This is a genomic window from Bacteroidia bacterium (assembly GCA_039924845.1).
Lineage (GTDB): Bacteria > Bacteroidota > Bacteroidia > DATLTG01 > DATLTG01 > DATLTG01.
The window spans coordinates 36211-55296 of record JBDTAC010000080.1; the positions used below are offsets into that span (position 1 = coordinate 36211).

Below are 19086 nucleotides of genomic sequence, written 5' to 3' on the forward strand. Positions count from 1 at the left end.
GAATTAATGAAAAAAATCAACAGTTTATTAAAACAGTTGATACGATTGGGAAATAGTGTAGATTAATCTTTTTTCTCTAAATCTTTTTTCGGAGCATCGTTGTCAATCCCGTTGGATGCATCTTTAAATTCTTTGATACCTTTTCCAAGTCCTTTCATCAATTCAGGCACTTTTCTACCTCCGAATAAAAGTAAAATAATAATGAGAATAACAAATATTTCGCCTCCGCTGAAGTTCATAAACTCCAAATAAACACCGTGTTGCATGGTTAATGGTTTTAATTAAATAATGTTACAAAGATAGTTTTTTTTCCAAAATGAGAATGTTCGAAAAAAGACAGTCGAAAAATTAATTTTTCAACCGCCCTTTTTTACTGTTTTTTTTCAACAAAATTCGTCAAATGCGATTTTCAAATGATCTGCAATCATTTCTGCAGAGCGACCTTCTATGTGATGTCTTTCCACAAAATGAACCAATTTACCATCTTTAAAAAGTGCAATACAAGGCGAAGATGGAGGATAAGGAGCCATAAATTGTCTTGCTTTGGCAACTGCTTCTGTGTCAAATCCAGCGAAAACAGTGGTTAAATGCGTTGGCTTTTTTTCGTTCTTTACAGCGATGCGAATTCCAGGGCGCGCTGCACCTGCGGCACATCCACATACAGAATTTATCACCACCAGTGTGGTCCCAGCACTTTTAATAGCTTTATCCACAGCATCGGGCGTTGTTAAATCTTCAAAACCTACACTAATTAGTTCGGCTTTCATCGGGGCAACTAAATTTTCGGGATACATATTTTTTTATTTTTGAGATTAAAAAATTCGTTTATTTCATCCGCAAAGGTACTAAAGTTAGTACGATTATAGAAATAATACATCTCAATAAATTCTTATTGAAAGCGAAAGAATAATTATCTTCATGAAAAATTCATATCAATAACTGACTTTAGTAATTGAAAAAAAAGATTTTAAACCTTTTTTACACTAATTTGTCTATTCATTTAATCAAACAAAAACGTAAAAAATAAATCCATGAAAACAAAAAAAATTTTAATTAAAGGACTTTTAAGCGCAGCTTTTTTAGCCTTTATTTTTATCGGATGCAAAAAAAATTCCGACGCACCTCAAGATAGAGATACAGAATCTGGCGCTGACAACGCTCAAGCCAGCTTGTTTTCGCAAGATGCCAGCAACATTGCTGACAATGCAGCAAAAGGACAAACAACTTACCGTCCGCAGCAAGGCGGAGATAATGTGTTAAGTACTTGTGCAACCGTTAAAGATTCTGCACACGTATTAACAATTAATTTTGGGACAACAGATTGTATGTGTATGGATGGCAGATACCGAAGAGGTGAAATTATTGTAAATTATACGAACCATTATTTTGATTCGGCTTCCGTTCGCACCATTACATTTAGTAATTATTATGTGAACGAAAACAATGTTCAGGGTACGAAAACGGTTACAAATATGGGACGTAATTCTTCTGGGCAGTATTTTTGGTCGGTGAACGCAAATATAAAAATTACGCGCGCTGATGGAAAAGTACACACTTGGAACGCTAACAGAACACGCACTATGGTAAATGGATCTATTACAGCTTATTCGCCGACGGATGAATACAATGTAATTGGAGGTTCTACAGGTGTGGATGCAAATGGAATCAGTTACACCACTCAAATTACGAAACCATTGGATTGGGTATTAGATTGTCATTGGATTAGAAGCGGAACTGTAAATATTACACCGAATGGAAAATCAACACGTATTTTAGATTTCGGGAATGGAAATTGTGATAATTTAGCAACGCTTACTATTAATGGAATAACGTATAATATCACACTTCCATAATAATCGAACAGAATTTATTTTGAAAAATCCTTCGCATTTACGCGAAGGATTTTTTTATGTCTTTTTACGTGTCGAAAAATTAATTTTTCGACACACTATTTATACGATGAAAATATTTTCTTGAGAAATCATTTTTTCACCTTTCATCCGCAGGTAAAGTTGAGCAACCGTTAAAACATCTTTTTGACAATAAGTTGCAATTCGAGCAATATTTTTTTCTTCCCAATACACACGCGCCACATCACTTCCGTTAATGTCATCTTTTGGCGTTGGAATTCCGAAAACGGCTGCCAATAAATTTAAAGAAGTATAATTTTTATAATCACCGAATTTCCACAACTCCATTGTATCTAAATGTTTTATTTCCCAAGGTTTTTTACCGCCAATATCAAGCATTTCTGGCAGTTTTATTCCGCTGATGAGCATTCTTCTCGCGATAAATGGAAAGTCAAATTCCTTGCCGTTGTGCGCGCAAAGCCGATGTTGTTCTTTATTATAATGTTGATTCAGAAGCGCAGAAAAATTTTCTAAAATTATTTTTTCATCGTCGCCGAAAAAAGATTTTAAACGAAAATTTCCTTCTTTAAAAGCACCAACAGAAATGCAAATTATTTTTGCGAATTCCGAATAAACACCTGCTTTTTTATAGCCCTCCACAGGATCAGCCTCTTTTTGATAAATAAATTTATGATCCCATAAATGGCGCATCGTTTCGTCCATTTCATCATAATTATAAACAATAGGTACAGTTTCAATATCCAAAAAAAGGATGTCTTCGATTTTTATTTTTTTATCGCCCATAAAATTATTTTTTCTTTGTCAAAATAAATGCTTGCACATTCATAACGTTGATTTTTTCGTTTTCGTCTGTAACATAGAAAATACAGGCTTCAAAATTATTTTATCATCACTCCTTTTTTATGAAGAATGGGTAGCGTAATTAAATTTTCTTCTTGAATACTTTCCGCTAAAAAAACATATTTCTTATCGTACAAAGTTTTGTTGATGTAAAAACTCAATAGATACTCGTTGTTCAGTCCAAAAAGTCCTTCTATAATCGGCTCAATTTTTATCGCATTTTGCGCTGGAACGTTTTCAAAAAAATGACGTAGCGTTGACGTTTTCACTTCTTCTCCGTTGTAATTTCCGTACCCTTTTGAGGTAACCAATACGTGTGTGATGTTTTCTTTTTTTAAATTGAGTAAATAAATGTTCCAAATTGCTTCACCAAATTCGTTCGAATCTTTCACAACGGCGAGCGCCACATCGGTTACAAGCGGCGGATGAATGTCTTTTTTCACAGGAAATAAAATCTAAATAAGTGTCATTTTTACACGAACGTTTTTTCTCTATTCAAAAGAACGAAAAAATTAGCAATGAAAAAAATAATTTTTCGAAACGCAATTTCTGGCACTCTTTAAAATTTCAATGTTTCGAGACGTGTTAAACGCGTGTATTTTCAGGAATAAAAATTTATTTTCTTTCTTTTGTCTTGATGCAAGTCCAAATAACATAGAGAAATTATTTTTTGGAACAGAAAAATGGCATCGGATTTCGAATAAAATTTTAGCAAAATGAAAGCGTGATGAGATTGGGAAGTTCCGAGAGTAACGAGGAAATCACCCAACGAATAGCTTTCGGGAAGCTAAAATGAAAGGAGAAATCCAAGCCTTGAATTTTTGTTTCTTTTTTTTCAAGAAAAAAGAAATTAAGAAAAAGAGTCTTCAAAAAAATAATTTTTCAAGCCACGATTTCCTGCACTCTTCCAACCTCTCGTGTTTCGAGCATTACTTTAATTCCGTGTGAATGAAAAGGTTTACTGGTGAGTATCCAGCGCACTTTCCCTGAAGTAAGTTTGCCGGTTTTTTGATCGCGTTTCAGCACCACATTTACTTCCATTCCCAACTGAATGTTTTTTCGGTATTGTCCGTTTTTGATGTCTGAAAGCGTTTCCATAAAATTAAGTTCTATTTAAAACTTCGAATCATCTACACTTTCTAACCAATGATTTACTTCGTTGGCAACAGATTCTAAACATCCTCCGCTAAAAGGCGAAACTAATTTGGCAATTTCAACTAATTTTAAAAAGGAATAACTGCCACCTTGTTTACAAAGATTGGTGTAATCCGCCAAAGCTTGTACTCTGTTTTCGTTCGATTTTTTCCAAAATTGAAAAGCACAAATTTGAGCCAATGTGTAATCAATATAATAAAACGGACTTTGATAAATGTGTGCTTGTTGTTGCCAAAAACCACCTTTCTCTAAAAATTCGTTTCCATCATAATCGCGGTGTGGCAAATATTTTTTTTCGATAGTTCTCCAAGCTGTATTTCTTTCGGCAGGCGTAGCTTCATAATTTTCATACACCCAATGTTGAAACTCGTCCACAGCAACTCCGTAAGGTAAAAACAAAAGCGAGCTGCTCATGTGCGAGAATTTGAATTTTTCTGTTTCCTCTTTAAAGAATAATTCCATCCAAGGCCAAGTAATAAATTCCATACTCATCGAATGTATTTCGGCAGCTTCGTAGGTTGGGAAAAAATATTCTGGAACGGATAAATTACGACTGGAATATGCCTGAAATGCGTGTCCGGCTTCGTGTGTAAGAACGGTAATATCGTGTTTTGTTCCATTAAAATTGGAAAAAATAAATGGACTTTTTTCAGCGCCAATGTACGTGCAATAACCGCCACCAGCTTTTCCTTTTTTAGAAACCAAATCCATCATTTCATCATTCACCATGTGGTCGAAAAATATTTTTGTTTCTGGAGAAAGTTCAGAATACATTTTTATCGCATTTTTTAGAATCCAATCCGGATCGCCTTTAGGCGCAGCATTCCCAGTTTTAAAATCAACTGCTTCATCGTAAAATTTTAATTTATTTAAACCCAAACGCTCGGCTTGTTTCTGACGTAATTTACTAGCAATTGGCACAATAAATTTTTCTACTTGTTGGCGATAAAAAGCCACCATCTCTGCATTGTAATCGCTGCGCAACATTCGGAAATAAGCCATTTCCACAAAATTTTTGAAGCCTAATTTAAGCGCCATTTTATGTCTGGTTTTTACCAATTCATCGTAAATACGATCTAAATCTGCGGCATGTTTTGTGAAAAATTCGTATTTCTTTTTATTTGCTTCTTGACGAACTTCACGTTTATCGGACGTTGTATATTTTGCTAAATCAGAAAGATTTAATTCTTTTCCATCAAAATTAATTTTCGCAGAAGCCAATATTTTCGTGTATTCGCTGCCCAATTGATTTTCTTTTTGAAGATCTTCGATAATTTCTGGAGAGAATGTTTTTATTGACATTTCCGCAATCGTAAACAATTGTTTTCCGTATTCTTTTTCTAATTCCGAACGATGCGAAGATTTTATCAAAGCTTTGTAGTACTCGCTGATTAAACCCTCGACTGTAGGTCCGTTATTGTCGAAAAAATCTTTTTCAGCATTGTAAAATTCGTTGTTAGTATCTATCGAATGACGAATGCTAGAAAGTGTTGCCATCGTATCGAAATCGTTGCGCAAAGCGTTGATTTCGCTCATTAATTGTTTTTGTTCAAAAGCCGAAGCTCCATTAAATTTTTTGAGAAGCGCGTTGAATTTTTCCGCCAACATTTTAACATCTGGACGAGAATACTTGATATCATTGAATTTCATGAGGTTTTGTTTTTAAAAAATGATTGTAAAGATAGTTATTTTGAGAATAATATTTTTTTGAGATTTGAAAAATTATTTTTTTGGAGGCATTTATTTTGCATCCCACAAAATAGAACATTTCGGCAACAATGCCTGCAAAATTTCGATATCGTAAGGAGAAAATTTATTTCCTCGCAAGTCAAGTGTAGTAAGGTTTTTCAGAAAACAAATTTCGTCCGGCAAATGCGTAAATTTATTATTCCGCAACGACAAATATTGTAAATGATGCAAATGGCAAACGCTTTCCGGCAACGCAATTAAATTATTATTATCCAACTCCAACGTTTGCAAAGAATTTATTTTTCCCAATGCTTTTGGAAGCCGATTTAATTTACAAGCAATCAGCGAAAGCGTTTGTAAATTTTGTAAAGAACCAATTGTTCGCGGCAAGGTATCTAAAGGAGAATTGGAAATAGACAAGGTTTTTAAACTGCTCAAATAACCGATATTATTGGGAAGTTTTAACGTATCTGCTTTGTTATCTTGAATCGAAAATTTTTCCAAACGCTGCCAATAGGCAATGCTTGCAGGTAAAGAATCGAGATTTGTCAAACTTAAATTCATTTCCATCAAGCCGCTGCAATTCCCGATATCACTTGGCAAAGTAACAAACGGGTTTCCTACAGACGAAAAATAAACCAAATTATCGAGTTTGGAAAAATCATCTGGCAATTGTGTAAAGCCATTAAAACCTATCGTAAATACTTCTACATTTTTCAGTTTCCCGATTTTTAAAAACCATTTTGGATCAACCGTTTCGTTGGTTAAATTAAGTTTATACACTTCGTCCGCTTCTTTGATGGCACTCTTAATATCCTTATACGTAAAGGTGTTTGGAGGTCCGTATAAATCAAAAGGCGAGGACGTTTCGTCTTGCGAAAAAACAACTAAAGGAATAAAAAAAACGATGTAAAAAATTAATTTTCGGAGCATTATTTTTTGATACTGAAATTTTTGTTGGAGCAATTTACTTTTTATTTTTCGTGTGAGAAAAATATCCTTGAAAATTATTTTTTGAGGAGAAAGAATAAAATAAAGCTATTGCAAGAAAATTAATTTTAGACTCCCTTTTATCCTGTTTTTAAGTACTTCATTTCTATTTCTTATGAAAAAACGGTTACAAGTGTTTCTACCATCATTTTCTGCTTACATTTGCGCGTATTTTTTCGGATGAAAAACAGGGTTCAAAAAATTATTTTTTCGATGCTGCTTTTTTGCAGTTCGCAGCAAATGCTGTTGGCACAAGGCAACGGTTTTTTGCAAACTTTTGAATTAAAAAAAAGATTTGCAATTGCTCCAGTACTTTCTTTTTATCAAAACAATTCGGATTATACGGCGAATACGAAATCCTCTCCAGGGTTTAATATCCGCGCAGAAGAAGAAATTTTGTTCCGTACCAATTTGAGTATTCTTGCAGGAATCGAATACGTACGGCAAGGCATGACTTTTAATTCCTATTATTTTGAACGAGGATATTCTGTTATTTACGATAAAAATTTTAATTACGAGCATACTCTTTCTACCAACGAACTTCAAATTCCTTTATTGGTAAAGCAAAGTTTCTCGAGTGAAAAGGACAATAAAAACACTTTTTATTTTGTCGCCGGATGGGCACTTCATTATATGTTATACGCTCACGCAAGTATTTTATCGGATGTTACGCAACATCAAATTTGGAAAGGGCAAACCAATCTCGCCGTTCAATATCCTCTTTTCGGAAAAGTAGCAGGAAGTTTGTTAGAAACTGGTCTGGGCTTTCAACACAACAACCGCCTATTACAAAATGCAGTGTTCATTGATTTTATATACAAATACAACCTCACACCATTTTTATATACTGGCAACGGAACTTCTAACCAATTGTATTTCAGAAATTCGAGTTTGAGTATCGCCATCGGATACAAAATGTAATTGTAAGTGGAGAATACCGGAGTCGAACCGGTGACCTCTTGCATGCCATGCAAGCGCTCTAGCCAGCTGAGCTAATCCCCCTTTGAAAATTATTTTTTCGGAACAAAAATACTAAATAATTGATTGACAAAATTTTTATTTTTTCTTTACTTTTCTCTGTTCATAAGACTTTCAGCAAACGATTTCAAAATTATTTTTTTAGATGCCGGAATTTTTATGGCGTCCATATTTTTCATCGCTTTTTTATAATACTGCTGAATGTACGATTCTGCAATGCTTTTAACGCCCAACTCATCGTATATTTTTTTGACAGCACTTATTTTCTCTTTCGAAAAATTATTTTTTTGAGCAACTATTTTTTTTAATTTTTTTCGCGTGTCATTGTCTGCTTTATCGAGCGCTGAGATGAGCAACAATGTTTTTTTATTCGCAAGAATATCGCCGCCCGTTTGTTTTCCGAATTTTGTTTCGTCGCCATACACATCCAACAAATCATCTTGTAATTGAAAAGCAATTCCGATATTTTTTCCGAACGCATATATTTTTTCTGCTTCCGTATTTGTCGCTCCCGCCGTAAGCGCGCCTATTTTCAAGCTGGCAGCAATTAACACGGCCGTTTTTAACGTAATCATTTCCAAATAATCGTTCACAGAAACTTTTTTCTGCGTCTCGAAATTCATGTCCAATTGTTGTCCTCTGCACACTTCAATCGCGGTAGAATTAAAGATAGAAAACACATTTGAAAAACTTTTTTTCTCACATTTACTGAGACATTTATAAGCTTCTACCAACAAAGTATCACCACTTAAAATAGCTACATTTTCATTCCATTTTTGATGCACCGTTGTTTGATTGCGACGCAAAGGAGCTTTGTCCATAATGTCATCGTGCATCAATGTGAAATTATGAAACAACTCGATGGAAAGCGCAGCTGGCAAAGCTTTTTTGATATTTCCGCCAAACATTTCGCAAGCATTTAAAAGCAAAACGGGGCGCGTTCTTTTTCCATCTAACGAAAGCATATAGGTAATTGGGCGGTATAATTCTTCCGGTGAAAAAATTAATTTTTCAGAAAAATTTTCTAACTCGATGCTAAAAAAATCTCGGAGTTGTTCAATTGTTTTCACAGAATAAATCGGGTATTTTGAAGCACTTGTTTCAAGCCTTCTTCCAATGAAAGTAGTGGTCGATCCAATAATAAATTCATTTTTGAAATATCTGGCCTCCGACGCGTCATATCGCCTTCTTCCAGAGCCGGCAAAAAATTAATTTTTGAAGAAGAATGACACACTTTGATAATCGTATTCGCCAATTCCAATATCGAAACTTCAATGTTTCCGCCAATATTTACCACATCGTTCACAAATTTATTTTGATAAAATGCGTTGATACACGCCTCGATGTGATCATTTATAAAACAAAAAGTACGCGTTTGTTTTCCGTCTCCGTAAATCGAAATAGGTTTATTTTTTAATGCTGCCGCGATGAATTTCGATACCACAAAATCTTTGCTTTGTTTCGGTCCATACGTATTGAAAAAACGAAAAACAGTATAATCCAGCCCAAATTCTTTTTTATAAGATTTAAGATAGGCTTCGCCCGCGTTCTTAACAATAGCGTAAGGAAGACGAGAATTTAACGGAGTTGTTTCTTCGTTCTGCGGATATTCCACCGGCTCTCCATATACTTCGGAAGAAGAAGAATAATACACTCTTTTCACTCCTGTATTTTTGGAAAGATTGAGAATGTTTTTTATTCCCTCTAAATCATTTAAAACCATTACAGGGTGCTCCAAAGTACGCTTTACGCCCACTACGGCGGCATAATGAAAAACGTAATCAAAAGAATAAGCGAAAAAAACGCTTGAAATATCTGTAAAATTATTTACATCGCATTTAATAAATTTGATGTTTGAGTGTTTGGATGCAGGGATTTTTTTCACGTCTCCCGTAAGGAGGTTATCTACAATAACGACAAAATTTTCCGCATTCTCCGCTAGCTTTTCAGCCACTGCGCTTGCGATAAATCCGGCACCTCCAGTAACAAGTATTTTGTTCATTTCAATTTTTATTATTCTGATAATTGCATCAAATATTTTCCATAGCCGCTTTTCAGCAATGGTGTCGCTATTTTTTTTAATTCTTCTTTGTTGATGTATCCCATGCGGTAGGCTATTTCTTCGATGCATCCGATTTTTAATCCTTGACGTTCTTCTATCACTTGCACAAATTGAGCAGCTTGCATCAACGAAGCAAACGTGCCGGTATCTAACCACGCTGTGCCGCGATCTAAAATGCCCACTTTTAATTTTCCACGTTTCAAATATTCTTTGTTCACATCCGTAATTTCGTATTCTCCGCGCGCACTTGGTTTTAAATTTTTAGCAATTTCTATCACACTATTATCATAAAAATAAAGTCCAGGGACAGCATAATTGGATTTCGGTTTCTCCGGTTTTTCTTCGATGGAAATAACTTTATTCCCGCCATCAAACTCCACCACACCATAACGTTCTGGGTCCGACACGTGATATGCAAATACCACTCCACCTTCCGGATTTTTATTGTTTTGAAGCAATCTTCCCAAGCCACCACCGTAAAAAATATTATCGCCCAATACCAAGGCAACTTTCTCTTTTCCGATAAATTTTTCGCCAATTACAAACGCTTGTGCCAACCCATTCGGAATTTCCTGAGCAGCGTAACTAAAGCTGCATCCAAGGCTTTTTCCATCTCCCAATAAACGTTCGAAACTCGGTAAATCATGAGGTGTAGAAATAATTAATATTTCTGAAATGCCCGCCATCATTAACACAGAAAGCGGATAATAAATCATCGGTTTGTCGTAAACAGGCATTAACTGCTTGCTAACCGCCAATGTAAGCGGATGTAGGCGTGTACCAGATCCTCCTGCTAAAATAATTCCTTTCATGAATTTGTAATTTAAAGAAACAAAAATAAAACAATTAATGACAGTGCGACAAATCAATTTTCCATCACTGCAATTGATACAAAATAATATTTTTATCTGGACTTCCTGTAATCAAATAAAGTTGCCCATCGTTGTTCATATCTGCAATACTAAAAAGCGTATTTCCATACAAAAGAAAGCCGCTACAAAGTCTACCGTTATTGTCAATCAGAAATAATTCGTTTGTGCTTTTAGACACCACTCCTATTCTTCCACTATTATCAGGATACAAAAAGAATAAAGGTTTTTTATTCATTTCCGTTTTAAAATCATAGCTGAACGAATAACTTTTATCTGGATTATAAACCGACAATTTTTCATGCGTGAGAAAAATATATTTTCGAATTTTAGTATTATCTAAATCTTTGTAATCAAAATATGGATTTTCTTTAAAATCACCAATCTTAATGGTTTCTGGCTCATCTCGAAAACTTAAACGAAGAATATTTCCAAGTGTATCGGCACAAATAATTTTCGACTGCTCCAAGTTTTTTTCAGCATCAATAAAAAAATGAGTTACGGGAGCATGTAACGTATTTTGCAATTGAAGTCGCGTTCTCCCTTGCCTATCTAAAAAATAAGTATCTCCAGTACTGTCAATCGCTACGATGTAATCCTTTCCAGCCACCGTACAACGCTCAATAGGTGCGAGAATCACATTTTTTGAAACATCAAATTTCCAGCCATCTACCAAACTTCCATCCGCCTCATAATTATAAATATGTTTATCTGCGCAAGCAATCATCATCCGATAATCTTTGTTGTTTTCATAATCAAATACAGCAAGCGAATTAGTAGCGTTCGCAGGCAATTTAACAGGATAACCTTCCACATTTTTTCCATTTCTATCAATCAAATAAATAGAAGAAGTGGTATTAAAAAGCAATTGCAATTTGTCGTTTTTGTACCGATCAATTTGCGTTACACCACCTTTTATTTTTTTATCCAGCGATTGTTTCCATAAAATTTTTCCGGTATTACTGATGAGATAAATTTTATTCGCATCGTCTTGCACAAAAATTTCTTTTTCACCTGTTAAATGGTTCGTAACAAAATACGGTTGCGTGCTCACCGTGGTGTCTAATTTTATTTCCCAAATAGAGTTACTTTCTTTTTTGTAGATGGGATTTCGTTTGAAATAGGCATTTGTATAAAACACTCCTTTATCCGCACTAAATTGAATTCCGAAAGCTTGAAATTTTTGAAGAAGTGGCAATTTATTTTCGAGCTCTTTCGAAAAATTATTTTTTAAAACTGATTCCAACACTTTGGTGGAACGAGCAATGTTCGCATAAAAATAAACATTCGATTCTTTGTCTAAATGATCGCTTGAAAACTCTTTGTAATAGATATCATTTTGCAATGTTTTGCCACTTTTATTGGCTTGAATAAATTTTTTCAATGCCTCCGAACTGTTTGCAAACACAACATAATCTCCAACAATAGTGTAATAATTATTTGTTATCGACGAAAAAATAGTTCCAAAAATTTCGGAAAGTTCATTTTTTACCGGCAAATGATAGATCCCAACACCTTGATAATTCTCAGAATCCGTTTTTAACTCCAAAAGTGCATTCAGGGAATCTGTTAAATTATTTAATGTCGCTTTTGCATTCTCGATTTCATTACTATGAAAAATAGCATACGCATTGTCCGACCAATCGCTGCTTTCAGGTTCAGTAACAACCAAGGCAATTTCATTTTCGGTCCACGAAAAAATATTTTTTTTTACGACATTTACGAGTGTGTCAGAATTTTTTTTTCGATTTAAAAATTCAGAATAATCATTTTTAAAAGAAGTAACATCACTTATTCCCATCAAAAGAAACATTGCTGTATTTGCAGGTACAACGCTTGTTAACTCAATATTTTGAGGCTTTTGTTTAGAAAATAAATTAAGAAATTTTTTTTGAGAAATGTCTGCTACAGAAAAACCATCCAGCATTACTTCGCTCGGTTTTACTGAAAAATCAAGCGCCGTCCAATTTGCAAAAGGTGAAAAGAAGTCTCGATTTTCATTTTCTAAATACGTATTTAAACTCGAATGGATTCGTTCATAATTCACGAAAAGTGTTGCATCTACGGCTTTTCCAGCTGTATTAAATACTTGTGAAAAATTTTTATCCTGCAGTAAAGATGTGCCATTTTCTGTTTGCTGAATGGCTTTTTGTACAAGTGTTAAATTAAATCCGGCAATAAAAATACCTTTCGAAAAAGCATAATTAAATTTCGTATTTTTTTCTACAGAGATTGAATTTACTGATATTCCATCGAAATTTTGTGTGTATTTTTTTTTATCCTTAAATGATTTATTAATAAAATCCTCTACTATTTCACGCTTAGTAATATCAGGCAAACTGTAGGAAAAAAGGAAATCTAAATGATTTTTTTGTGTTTCGTGAGCAGAAATAAAAAAAGGATTTTCATCCAACAATCCAATAATATCAGGAGAATTTTGAATAAGCGAATCTATAATAAATCCATTTTTATTGATGTCCGAAAAAATATTTTCCGATAAAAAATCTTGCCAAATAATGTTATTCTGAGAAATTTTTTTCCAAAATATATCTGCTGAATTACTTCGAATAATAAAAACAGCGTCCGCAGGGATTGCATTAATAGCAGTACTTACAGGTGTTTTTATTTTTCTAAGATAAAAAAAACCAAAAATTCCTGCTACAATAACAGCAGTTACAAAGGTTCCGAAAAATATTTTTTTGAACATGAAATTTTCGCTCGGTTTTTCGCAATCAAAATTAGGAATAAAAGCGCAGCTTAAAACGGAAATGTAAGTTGTTCTGGCAACATCCGAAATGTTTTTCGATGAAAATCCGTAATTCCTATTTTTCTTATGGCTTCGCGGTGCTCGCGTGTAGGATATCCTTTATTTTTGAGCCAATTGTACTGCGGAAATTGCGCGTGCAAATCATCCATAAAATCATCTCGATACGTTTTGGCAAGCACAGATGCCGCGGCAATCGATAAATATTTTCCATCGCCTTGAATAATGCAATGGTGCGGAATTTTTTTATATTTCGTAAACCGATTTCCGTCAATGAGCAGCAATTGCGGCTTTTTCGAAAGCTTTTCAATCGCACGGTGCATTGCTAAAAAAGAGGCGTTCAAAATATTTATTTTATCAATCTCATTGTTATCAACGATTCCAACTGCCCAAGCAATCGCTTTTTTTTCAATAATTGGGCGTAGTATTTTGCGTTGTTTGTCGGTTAATTGTTTCGAATCATTCAACAAAGAATCCTTAAAATTTTTCGGAAGAATAACTGCTGCTGCATAGACCGGTCCTGCCAAACAGCCTCTACCGGCTTCATCACAACCAGCCTCAATTAATTTTTTATCAAAGTATTTTTCCAGCATACGGGTTTTCTGAAACTGTTTTTTCGATGCTATTCCAAAGCAAAGACGCTGTTTTATCCCACGAAAAATGCGCACTTCGAATTCTTCCCTTTTCGATTAACATTTTACGAAATTGTTCGTCTTGAGAAATTTTCAACATCCCATCCTTTATACTTTCTACGGAAAAAGGATCTACTAGCAAAGCTGCATCGGCAGCTATTTCTGGCATAGAAGTAACGTTGGACGTAATTACCGGAACATCGCATTTCATCGCTTCCAACAAGGGAATTCCGAAACCTTCAAAATACGGAACGTAAGTTATAGCAAATGCGGCAGCCGTTATTTGATACAATTGTTCGGCATTCATTCTACCCACAAAAACAACCTCATTTTTAAAATTCATTTTTTCGTACGCAGCTTCCATTTCACTTGTCCACCAATACTTTTCGCCTACAATCACTAATTTTATCGCAGAAGTCGCTGCCTTCTTAAATGCATCAAAAGCCTGTAATAAACGTGTAATATTTTTTCGAGGATGCAATGAACCTACAAATAAAAAATAATCGCAAGATTGGCTGTATTTCTGCTTTACCGCTATTTTTTCAATTTCACTTATCGGAGAAAAAAGGGTATTGACACCATCGTACACGACGTCAATTTTATCGGGAGAGATGCTGTATAATTTGGAAATATCTTGTTTCGAATATTCCGAAACAGTAGCAATTCGTGCAGCTTTTTTCGCAAAAAGTGGAAAAAAATGTTGATAATATTTTCGGAATGAAAAAGGTAAATCTTGTGGATAATATTCAAAATTCAAATCGTGAATAACTGGCAAAGACGGCACATTGGCAGCAAGCGAAAGGTAGCCATCTGGCGACAAAAACACATCTGGTTTTGCTTTATTTAAAAATTTACCAAGCGAAAATTCAAACCACCAATAATAAAGAATCGGATGACGCGCTTGAGGAAAAAAAACGACTGGCGTTATATTATCTGAAAAAATAAACGATTCATCAAAATCACGATCAAAGACAAAAATAAAATGATCTTCGGGATGTTGCTGCGTAATTCTTTTCAATGTTTCGTAGGAAAACCAACCGATTCCTTCGAGTTTGTTTTTTAAAAGCAGGCGTGTATTGACGACAATTTCCAATGGATAGAAGAATTGAATTAAAAAAATTATTTTTACGCAAAACCGTTTTAAAATAATATTTTTGCGAACGCACTTATCGGCGTAAGAGCACAAAAGTAATAAGATTTAAAATTAGCATGCGAAAAAAATTCGTTACCAATTTAGCTTTTGTTTTAGCACTCAACCTGTTCATCAAACCGATATGGATTTTCGGTATTGACAGAACCGTTCAAAATGTAGTAGGTGCAGCCGATTACGGTCTTTATTTCTCCTTATTTAATTTTTCTTTTCTACTTAATATTTTATTGGATATCGGCATCACCAATTTCAATAACCGAAACATTGCACAAAACAATCATTTACTCAACAAACATTTTTCGAGTTTAGTTATTTTAAAAATCATGCTTGCTTGTGTTTACATGACTGCAACGCTTTTATGTGGATTATTAATTGGGTATGACGTACGTTTGATGAAATTGCTTTTTGTACTTGGCGTGAATCAATTTCTCATTTCCTTTATTTTGTATTTGCGCTCCAACCTTGCCGGATTACATCTTTTCAAAACAGACAGTGTTGTATCGATATTAGATAGAGTTATTCAGATTACACTTTGTGCGTCTATTTTATGGGGACATGTTTTTAATCTGAAAATGGACATTATGTTATTTGTGTATGCACAAACCACTGGCTATTTTTTGACAGCACTCATCACCTCTATTATTGTCATGAAAAAAGCAAAATTTCTAAAATTGAAATGGCATTTCGCCTTTTTCATTATGATTTTAAAACAGAGTTACCCTTTTGCCGTTTTAGTTTTATTAATGTCGTTTTATAACCGAATTGACTCTGTAATGCTGGAACGGATGCTTCCTGATGGAGCCACGCAATCAGGCATTTACGCGCAAGCATTTCGTTTATTAGATGCTTCTAACATGATTGCGTTTTTATTTGCAGGATTATTGCTTCCTATTTTTTCGCGCATGATAAAATACAAAGAATCGGTGGAACATCTCGTCAAATTGTCTTTCACCATGCTCATCACACTTTCTGTGATTGTAGCCGCTGGATGCTTTTTTTATTCGCACGAAATGATGTCCTTCCTTTACAAAGCCAACACAGAATATTCCTCACCGGTATTCGGAATATTGATGTCGTGTTTTATCGCTATTTCCACCACGTATGTCTTCGGCACATTATTAACCGCCAATAACAATTTGAAACAACTCAACATCATGGCAGCTTGCGGTATGGTGATAAATATTTTATTAAATTTTTATTTGATTCCGCATTACAAAGCGCTTGGTTCCGCATGCGCTAGTTTAACCACGCAGTTTCTCACGGCAACTGCACAAGTAATTATCGTACAATATGTTTTTAAATTTAAAATCAACTACCGTTTAATAAGTACCATTCTTGTTTTCATTGCGGGTGTTATTTTCATCAATTATTTTTCCAAACAAATGCCTTACGATTGGAAAATAAATTTTGTATTGATGGGCGCAGGTTGCATTTTATGGGCGTTTATCATTAAACTGATTCGTATTAAATCCATGCTTCGGATTTTGAAATACGGATAAATTTAGGTTTGAAAAATTATTTTTTCAGAGCACAAAATTCCTCAAAAAAACACGTTCGAATAATTATTTTTTTAAACACGATTTCTACCTAACAAAAAGTGCTTCGAAAAATTATTTTTTTGAATGATTAAATAATATTTAACTTTAATAATCATACCAATCGCGGCGGCGAGTAAGGCGCAAATCCTGCAAAACAGACGATTTAACATGAATGCTGATACTGTAACTTTGTCGGAAACCAAAAGGTATCCACGAAAACTCCATCGCCCAGCAATGCAAATCGCGGTAAGCATTTAAGGAAGTATAGGTGAGTTGGGAGCTTTCGAAATCATAACCTGAACTAAAACCGATTCTCCAATTTTTGGTAAGCTCTAAATCACCGCTAAAACTAAGCGATTGAGTTATTTGAGGCTGCACAAGAGGTGGCACTTGGTAATTGTTATAAAGTAAATTAAAATAGGCGTTGAGTGACCAAGGAATGTCAAAATCCACGTATTCATCGGCATAAGCGTTAATTTTATTCATTTGCTGCTGATTTTGCGGCGTTGTAACAGAAGCTGTTTTTTTGGTAATATCAGTACTTCTAAAACTGGTACTTAGTGAAAGTGTAGCATTGGTAAGCCTCCCTAAACCTTCGCCGTGTTGAAATTGCAATTCATCCAATTGATTTCCTTGTGCATCTACCCTATACGGATCAATCACTCCATTAAACGTAACATCCAATTTCTTAAATACTTTGGTTCGCCCTGAAATAGTAATGTTTTGCCATGTTTTTCCGATAACATCGTACGCTGATGATATTTGAAATGTTTCAATTAAAGTTATTTTTTTATGGATCGTGGCAGTATCATTTTTTTCGCGTACTTTCATTTCTAAATTATTATCCAAGGACCACGTAACAAGTCCAGAAGCATTGGCTGGCAAGGATCCGTAAATACCATTCTGAAAAATGGAATAATTTTGAATATCGCCTAAACTATCTTTTTGAACGGAATAATTCCCGAATTTTTGTCCGCCAAAACCAGGCTGATATGTAAATCCGAAAGTAGGAATCATTACATGCCGAATTTGTTCTAATTTCATATTTTGGAACATATAATTTCCGTAAATACGTGTGTTAAATTGTGCACTAAAACTGGCATTATTAGCAGATCTAAAACCTTGAACGGTATCGGTAACAACCGAATTTAGCTTGGAATTATATTGCTCACGGATGGTTTGAAAATACCACGCAGACGAAGCATTGATAGTGGGTGTAAATGTGATGTATTTAAAAAGATTAAAATTCGTACTTATCGGAATCACCTGCCGCATCCCATTTTGCATTTGCCGCAATGTTGCTGGACGAAAAAACAAAGAATCGTACGTATTGATGCTATTACTCGCGTTTGCCAAATAACTTAAACTGATTTTATCATACCATTTCTGAACAATGTCCGACTGGCTTTTAAACGGATAAATACGGTTCATACTGAAGGTAATTTGCGGCAGACTGACAGTTAATTGATGGGTAATTGTATTTTGGTTGTGCGATGCATTTGCGGATAAATTGAACGGCGTATTTTGCCAAGATTTTGTATACGTAACACTGGATTGAAAAGTGGTGGATAAATAATCCGTTGCATCTGTTGCGTTGTACGTATTGTATTTGCTGCTTCCGGCATTAATGCTGGCAGAAAAATAACTGGATGGATTGGCTTTCGGATCTTGCGTATGCGACCAACGCACAAAAAAATCATTTTCCTTATTATAAGAAGGCGTTTCCGGAACTCCCAATAACATTTTGGAATAACTGAAATCAAAAAAACCATTGTATTCATAGCGTTTTTTATAATCCGAAGAAGCATGTAAAGCCCAGCTTTCGCGAGAATAAATATCACCTCTCAGCGCTGCATCCACATAATCGTTGATGCCAAAATAATAACCACCATCGCGTAAATAATAACCCAAATTATCCGATGCTCCGTAGGTTGGAATAATAATTCCGGAACTACGTCCTTTAGCGTTCGGAAAAAAACCAAACGGAATTGCCAATGGCGTCGGAACGTCTTCAATCACCAGATATGCAGGACCAGTAACAATCATTTTATTTGGAATAATTTTGATGCGAGATGCTTGAATGTAAAAATCTGGATGTGCTAAATCACACGTTGTGTAACGCCCATTTTTAATATAAATCGTGTTGTTGGAATCTTTTTTGATGGTTTCGCCATGAATATATCCTTCGCCTTCTTTGGTGGATACTTCTGAAATTTTTCCTTTTTTCGTTTTAAAATTGTATCGAATACTTTGTGCTTTAAAACTCTCCGTGCCTTGTTTAAAATCAGGCAATCCGTAACTTTTACCTAAAGAATCTCGCTTGCCACAGGCATAAACCGTATTGTCCGCTAAATTTAATTCGATGTAAGCAGCTTTCAAATTCACATCTTCGTAAGTTACTTCTGCATTTCCGTATAAAAAAACATGTTGGTTGGCAACGTCGAAATGGATGGAATCATCAGCACTGTATGTTACTTTTGATTTCAAAGGATTATCCTCTTTCGGCTTTACAGGAATATTTTTTTTGATGCTATCGGTATCGGCAAAA

At 34.7% G+C, this 19086-nt stretch carries 17 protein-coding genes and 1 tRNA gene; 3 read left to right on the plus strand and 15 right to left on the minus strand.

The window, feature by feature from the left end:
- Nucleotides 1-62: 62 nt before the first annotated feature.
- Entirely contained in the window at nt 63-266 is a 204-nt protein-coding gene (gene tatA / locus ABIZ51_09340; GenBank protein ID MEO7088983.1) for a twin-arginine translocase TatA/TatE family subunit, read from the minus strand.
- A 117-nt stretch (nt 267-383) separates the two neighbouring features.
- A complete protein-coding gene (locus ABIZ51_09345) occupies nt 384-794 on the minus strand; it encodes a BrxA/BrxB family bacilliredoxin (GenBank protein MEO7088984.1) in 411 nt (136 codons plus the stop codon).
- 237 nt (nt 795-1031) lie between these two features.
- Here ABIZ51_09345 and ABIZ51_09350 point away from each other — a divergent pair, with 237 nt between their 5' ends.
- On the plus strand, nt 1032-1853 hold the full coding sequence (locus tag ABIZ51_09350) for a hypothetical protein (GenBank protein ID MEO7088985.1): 822 nt from the start codon (nt 1032-1034) through the stop codon (nt 1851-1853).
- Between the two features lie 99 nt (nt 1854-1952).
- Here ABIZ51_09350 and ABIZ51_09355 read toward each other — a convergent pair whose 3' ends face one another.
- The 5 genes from ABIZ51_09355 to ABIZ51_09375 all read right to left on the minus strand — a co-directional run bounded on the left by ABIZ51_09355 (nt 1953) and on the right by ABIZ51_09375 (nt 6488).
- On the minus strand, nt 1953-2654 hold the full coding sequence (locus ABIZ51_09355) for a 3'-5' exonuclease (GenBank protein MEO7088986.1): 702 nt from the start codon (nt 2652-2654) through the stop codon (nt 1953-1955).
- 95 nt (nt 2655-2749) lie between these two features.
- Nucleotides 2750-3154 (minus strand): hypothetical protein, encoded by a 405-nt coding sequence (locus ABIZ51_09360; GenBank protein ID MEO7088987.1) that lies wholly within the window; start codon nt 3152-3154, stop codon nt 2750-2752.
- Nucleotides 3155-3593: 439 nt separating this feature from the next.
- Nucleotides 3594-3809, minus strand: coding sequence for a YwbE family protein (locus ABIZ51_09365; protein MEO7088988.1), 216 nt, complete (start codon nt 3807-3809; stop codon nt 3594-3596).
- A gap of 15 nt (nt 3810-3824) precedes the next feature.
- Nucleotides 3825-5516, minus strand: a complete 1692-nt coding sequence (locus tag ABIZ51_09370) for a M3 family oligoendopeptidase (protein MEO7088989.1) — start codon at nt 5514-5516, stop codon at nt 3825-3827.
- 90 nt (nt 5517-5606) lie between these two features.
- Nucleotides 5607-6488, minus strand: a complete 882-nt coding sequence (locus tag ABIZ51_09375) for a leucine-rich repeat domain-containing protein (GenBank protein ID MEO7088990.1) — start codon at nt 6486-6488, stop codon at nt 5607-5609.
- A 237-nt stretch (nt 6489-6725) separates the two neighbouring features.
- On the opposite strand from ABIZ51_09375, the gene ABIZ51_09380 reads away from it, so the two are divergent.
- The gene (locus ABIZ51_09380) at nt 6726-7466 is read left to right on the plus strand and encodes an outer membrane beta-barrel protein (protein ID MEO7088991.1); all 741 of its coding nucleotides are present in this window, start codon (nt 6726-6728) and stop codon (nt 7464-7466) included.
- Nucleotides 7467-7473: 7 nt separating this feature from the next.
- On the opposite strand, the gene ABIZ51_09385 is transcribed toward ABIZ51_09380, so the two are convergent.
- The 7 genes from ABIZ51_09385 to ABIZ51_09415 form a co-directional block, all read right to left on the minus strand.
- A tRNA-Ala gene (locus ABIZ51_09385) sits at nt 7474-7547 on the minus strand.
- Nucleotides 7548-7612: 65 nt separating this feature from the next.
- Entirely contained in the window at nt 7613-8593 is a 981-nt protein-coding gene (locus tag ABIZ51_09390; protein ID MEO7088992.1) for a polyprenyl synthetase family protein, read from the minus strand.
- Nucleotides 8590-9525: an NAD-dependent epimerase/dehydratase family protein gene (locus ABIZ51_09395; GenBank protein MEO7088993.1), complete on the minus strand. Its 936-nt coding sequence runs from the start codon at nt 9523-9525 to the stop codon at nt 8590-8592. Before ABIZ51_09395 ends, ABIZ51_09390 begins: the two co-directional genes overlap by 4 nt.
- Before the next feature lie 11 nt (nt 9526-9536).
- Nucleotides 9537-10397, minus strand: a complete 861-nt coding sequence (gene rfbA, locus ABIZ51_09400; GenBank protein MEO7088994.1) for a glucose-1-phosphate thymidylyltransferase RfbA — start codon at nt 10395-10397, stop codon at nt 9537-9539.
- A gap of 64 nt (nt 10398-10461) precedes the next feature.
- Entirely contained in the window at nt 10462-13161 is a 2700-nt protein-coding gene (locus tag ABIZ51_09405; GenBank protein MEO7088995.1) for a DUF3352 domain-containing protein, read from the minus strand.
- Nucleotides 13162-13211: 50 nt separating this feature from the next.
- Complete coding sequence (locus ABIZ51_09410) at nt 13212-13811, minus strand: ribonuclease HII (protein ID MEO7088996.1); 600 nt, start codon at nt 13809-13811, stop codon at nt 13212-13214.
- Complete coding sequence (locus ABIZ51_09415; GenBank protein ID MEO7088997.1) at nt 13792-14943, minus strand: glycosyltransferase family 1 protein; 1152 nt, start codon at nt 14941-14943, stop codon at nt 13792-13794. Before ABIZ51_09415 ends, ABIZ51_09410 begins: the two co-directional genes overlap by 20 nt.
- 116 nt (nt 14944-15059) lie before the next feature.
- Between ABIZ51_09415 and ABIZ51_09420 the strand changes: the two genes are divergently transcribed.
- Entirely contained in the window at nt 15060-16499 is a 1440-nt protein-coding gene (locus ABIZ51_09420; GenBank protein ID MEO7088998.1) for an oligosaccharide flippase family protein, read from the plus strand.
- Nucleotides 16500-16643: 144 nt separating this feature from the next.
- Here the strand turns inward: ABIZ51_09420 and ABIZ51_09425 are convergent.
- The coding region (locus ABIZ51_09425; protein MEO7088999.1) for a putative LPS assembly protein LptD at nt 16644-19086 on the minus strand (2443 nt) is incomplete at its 5' end.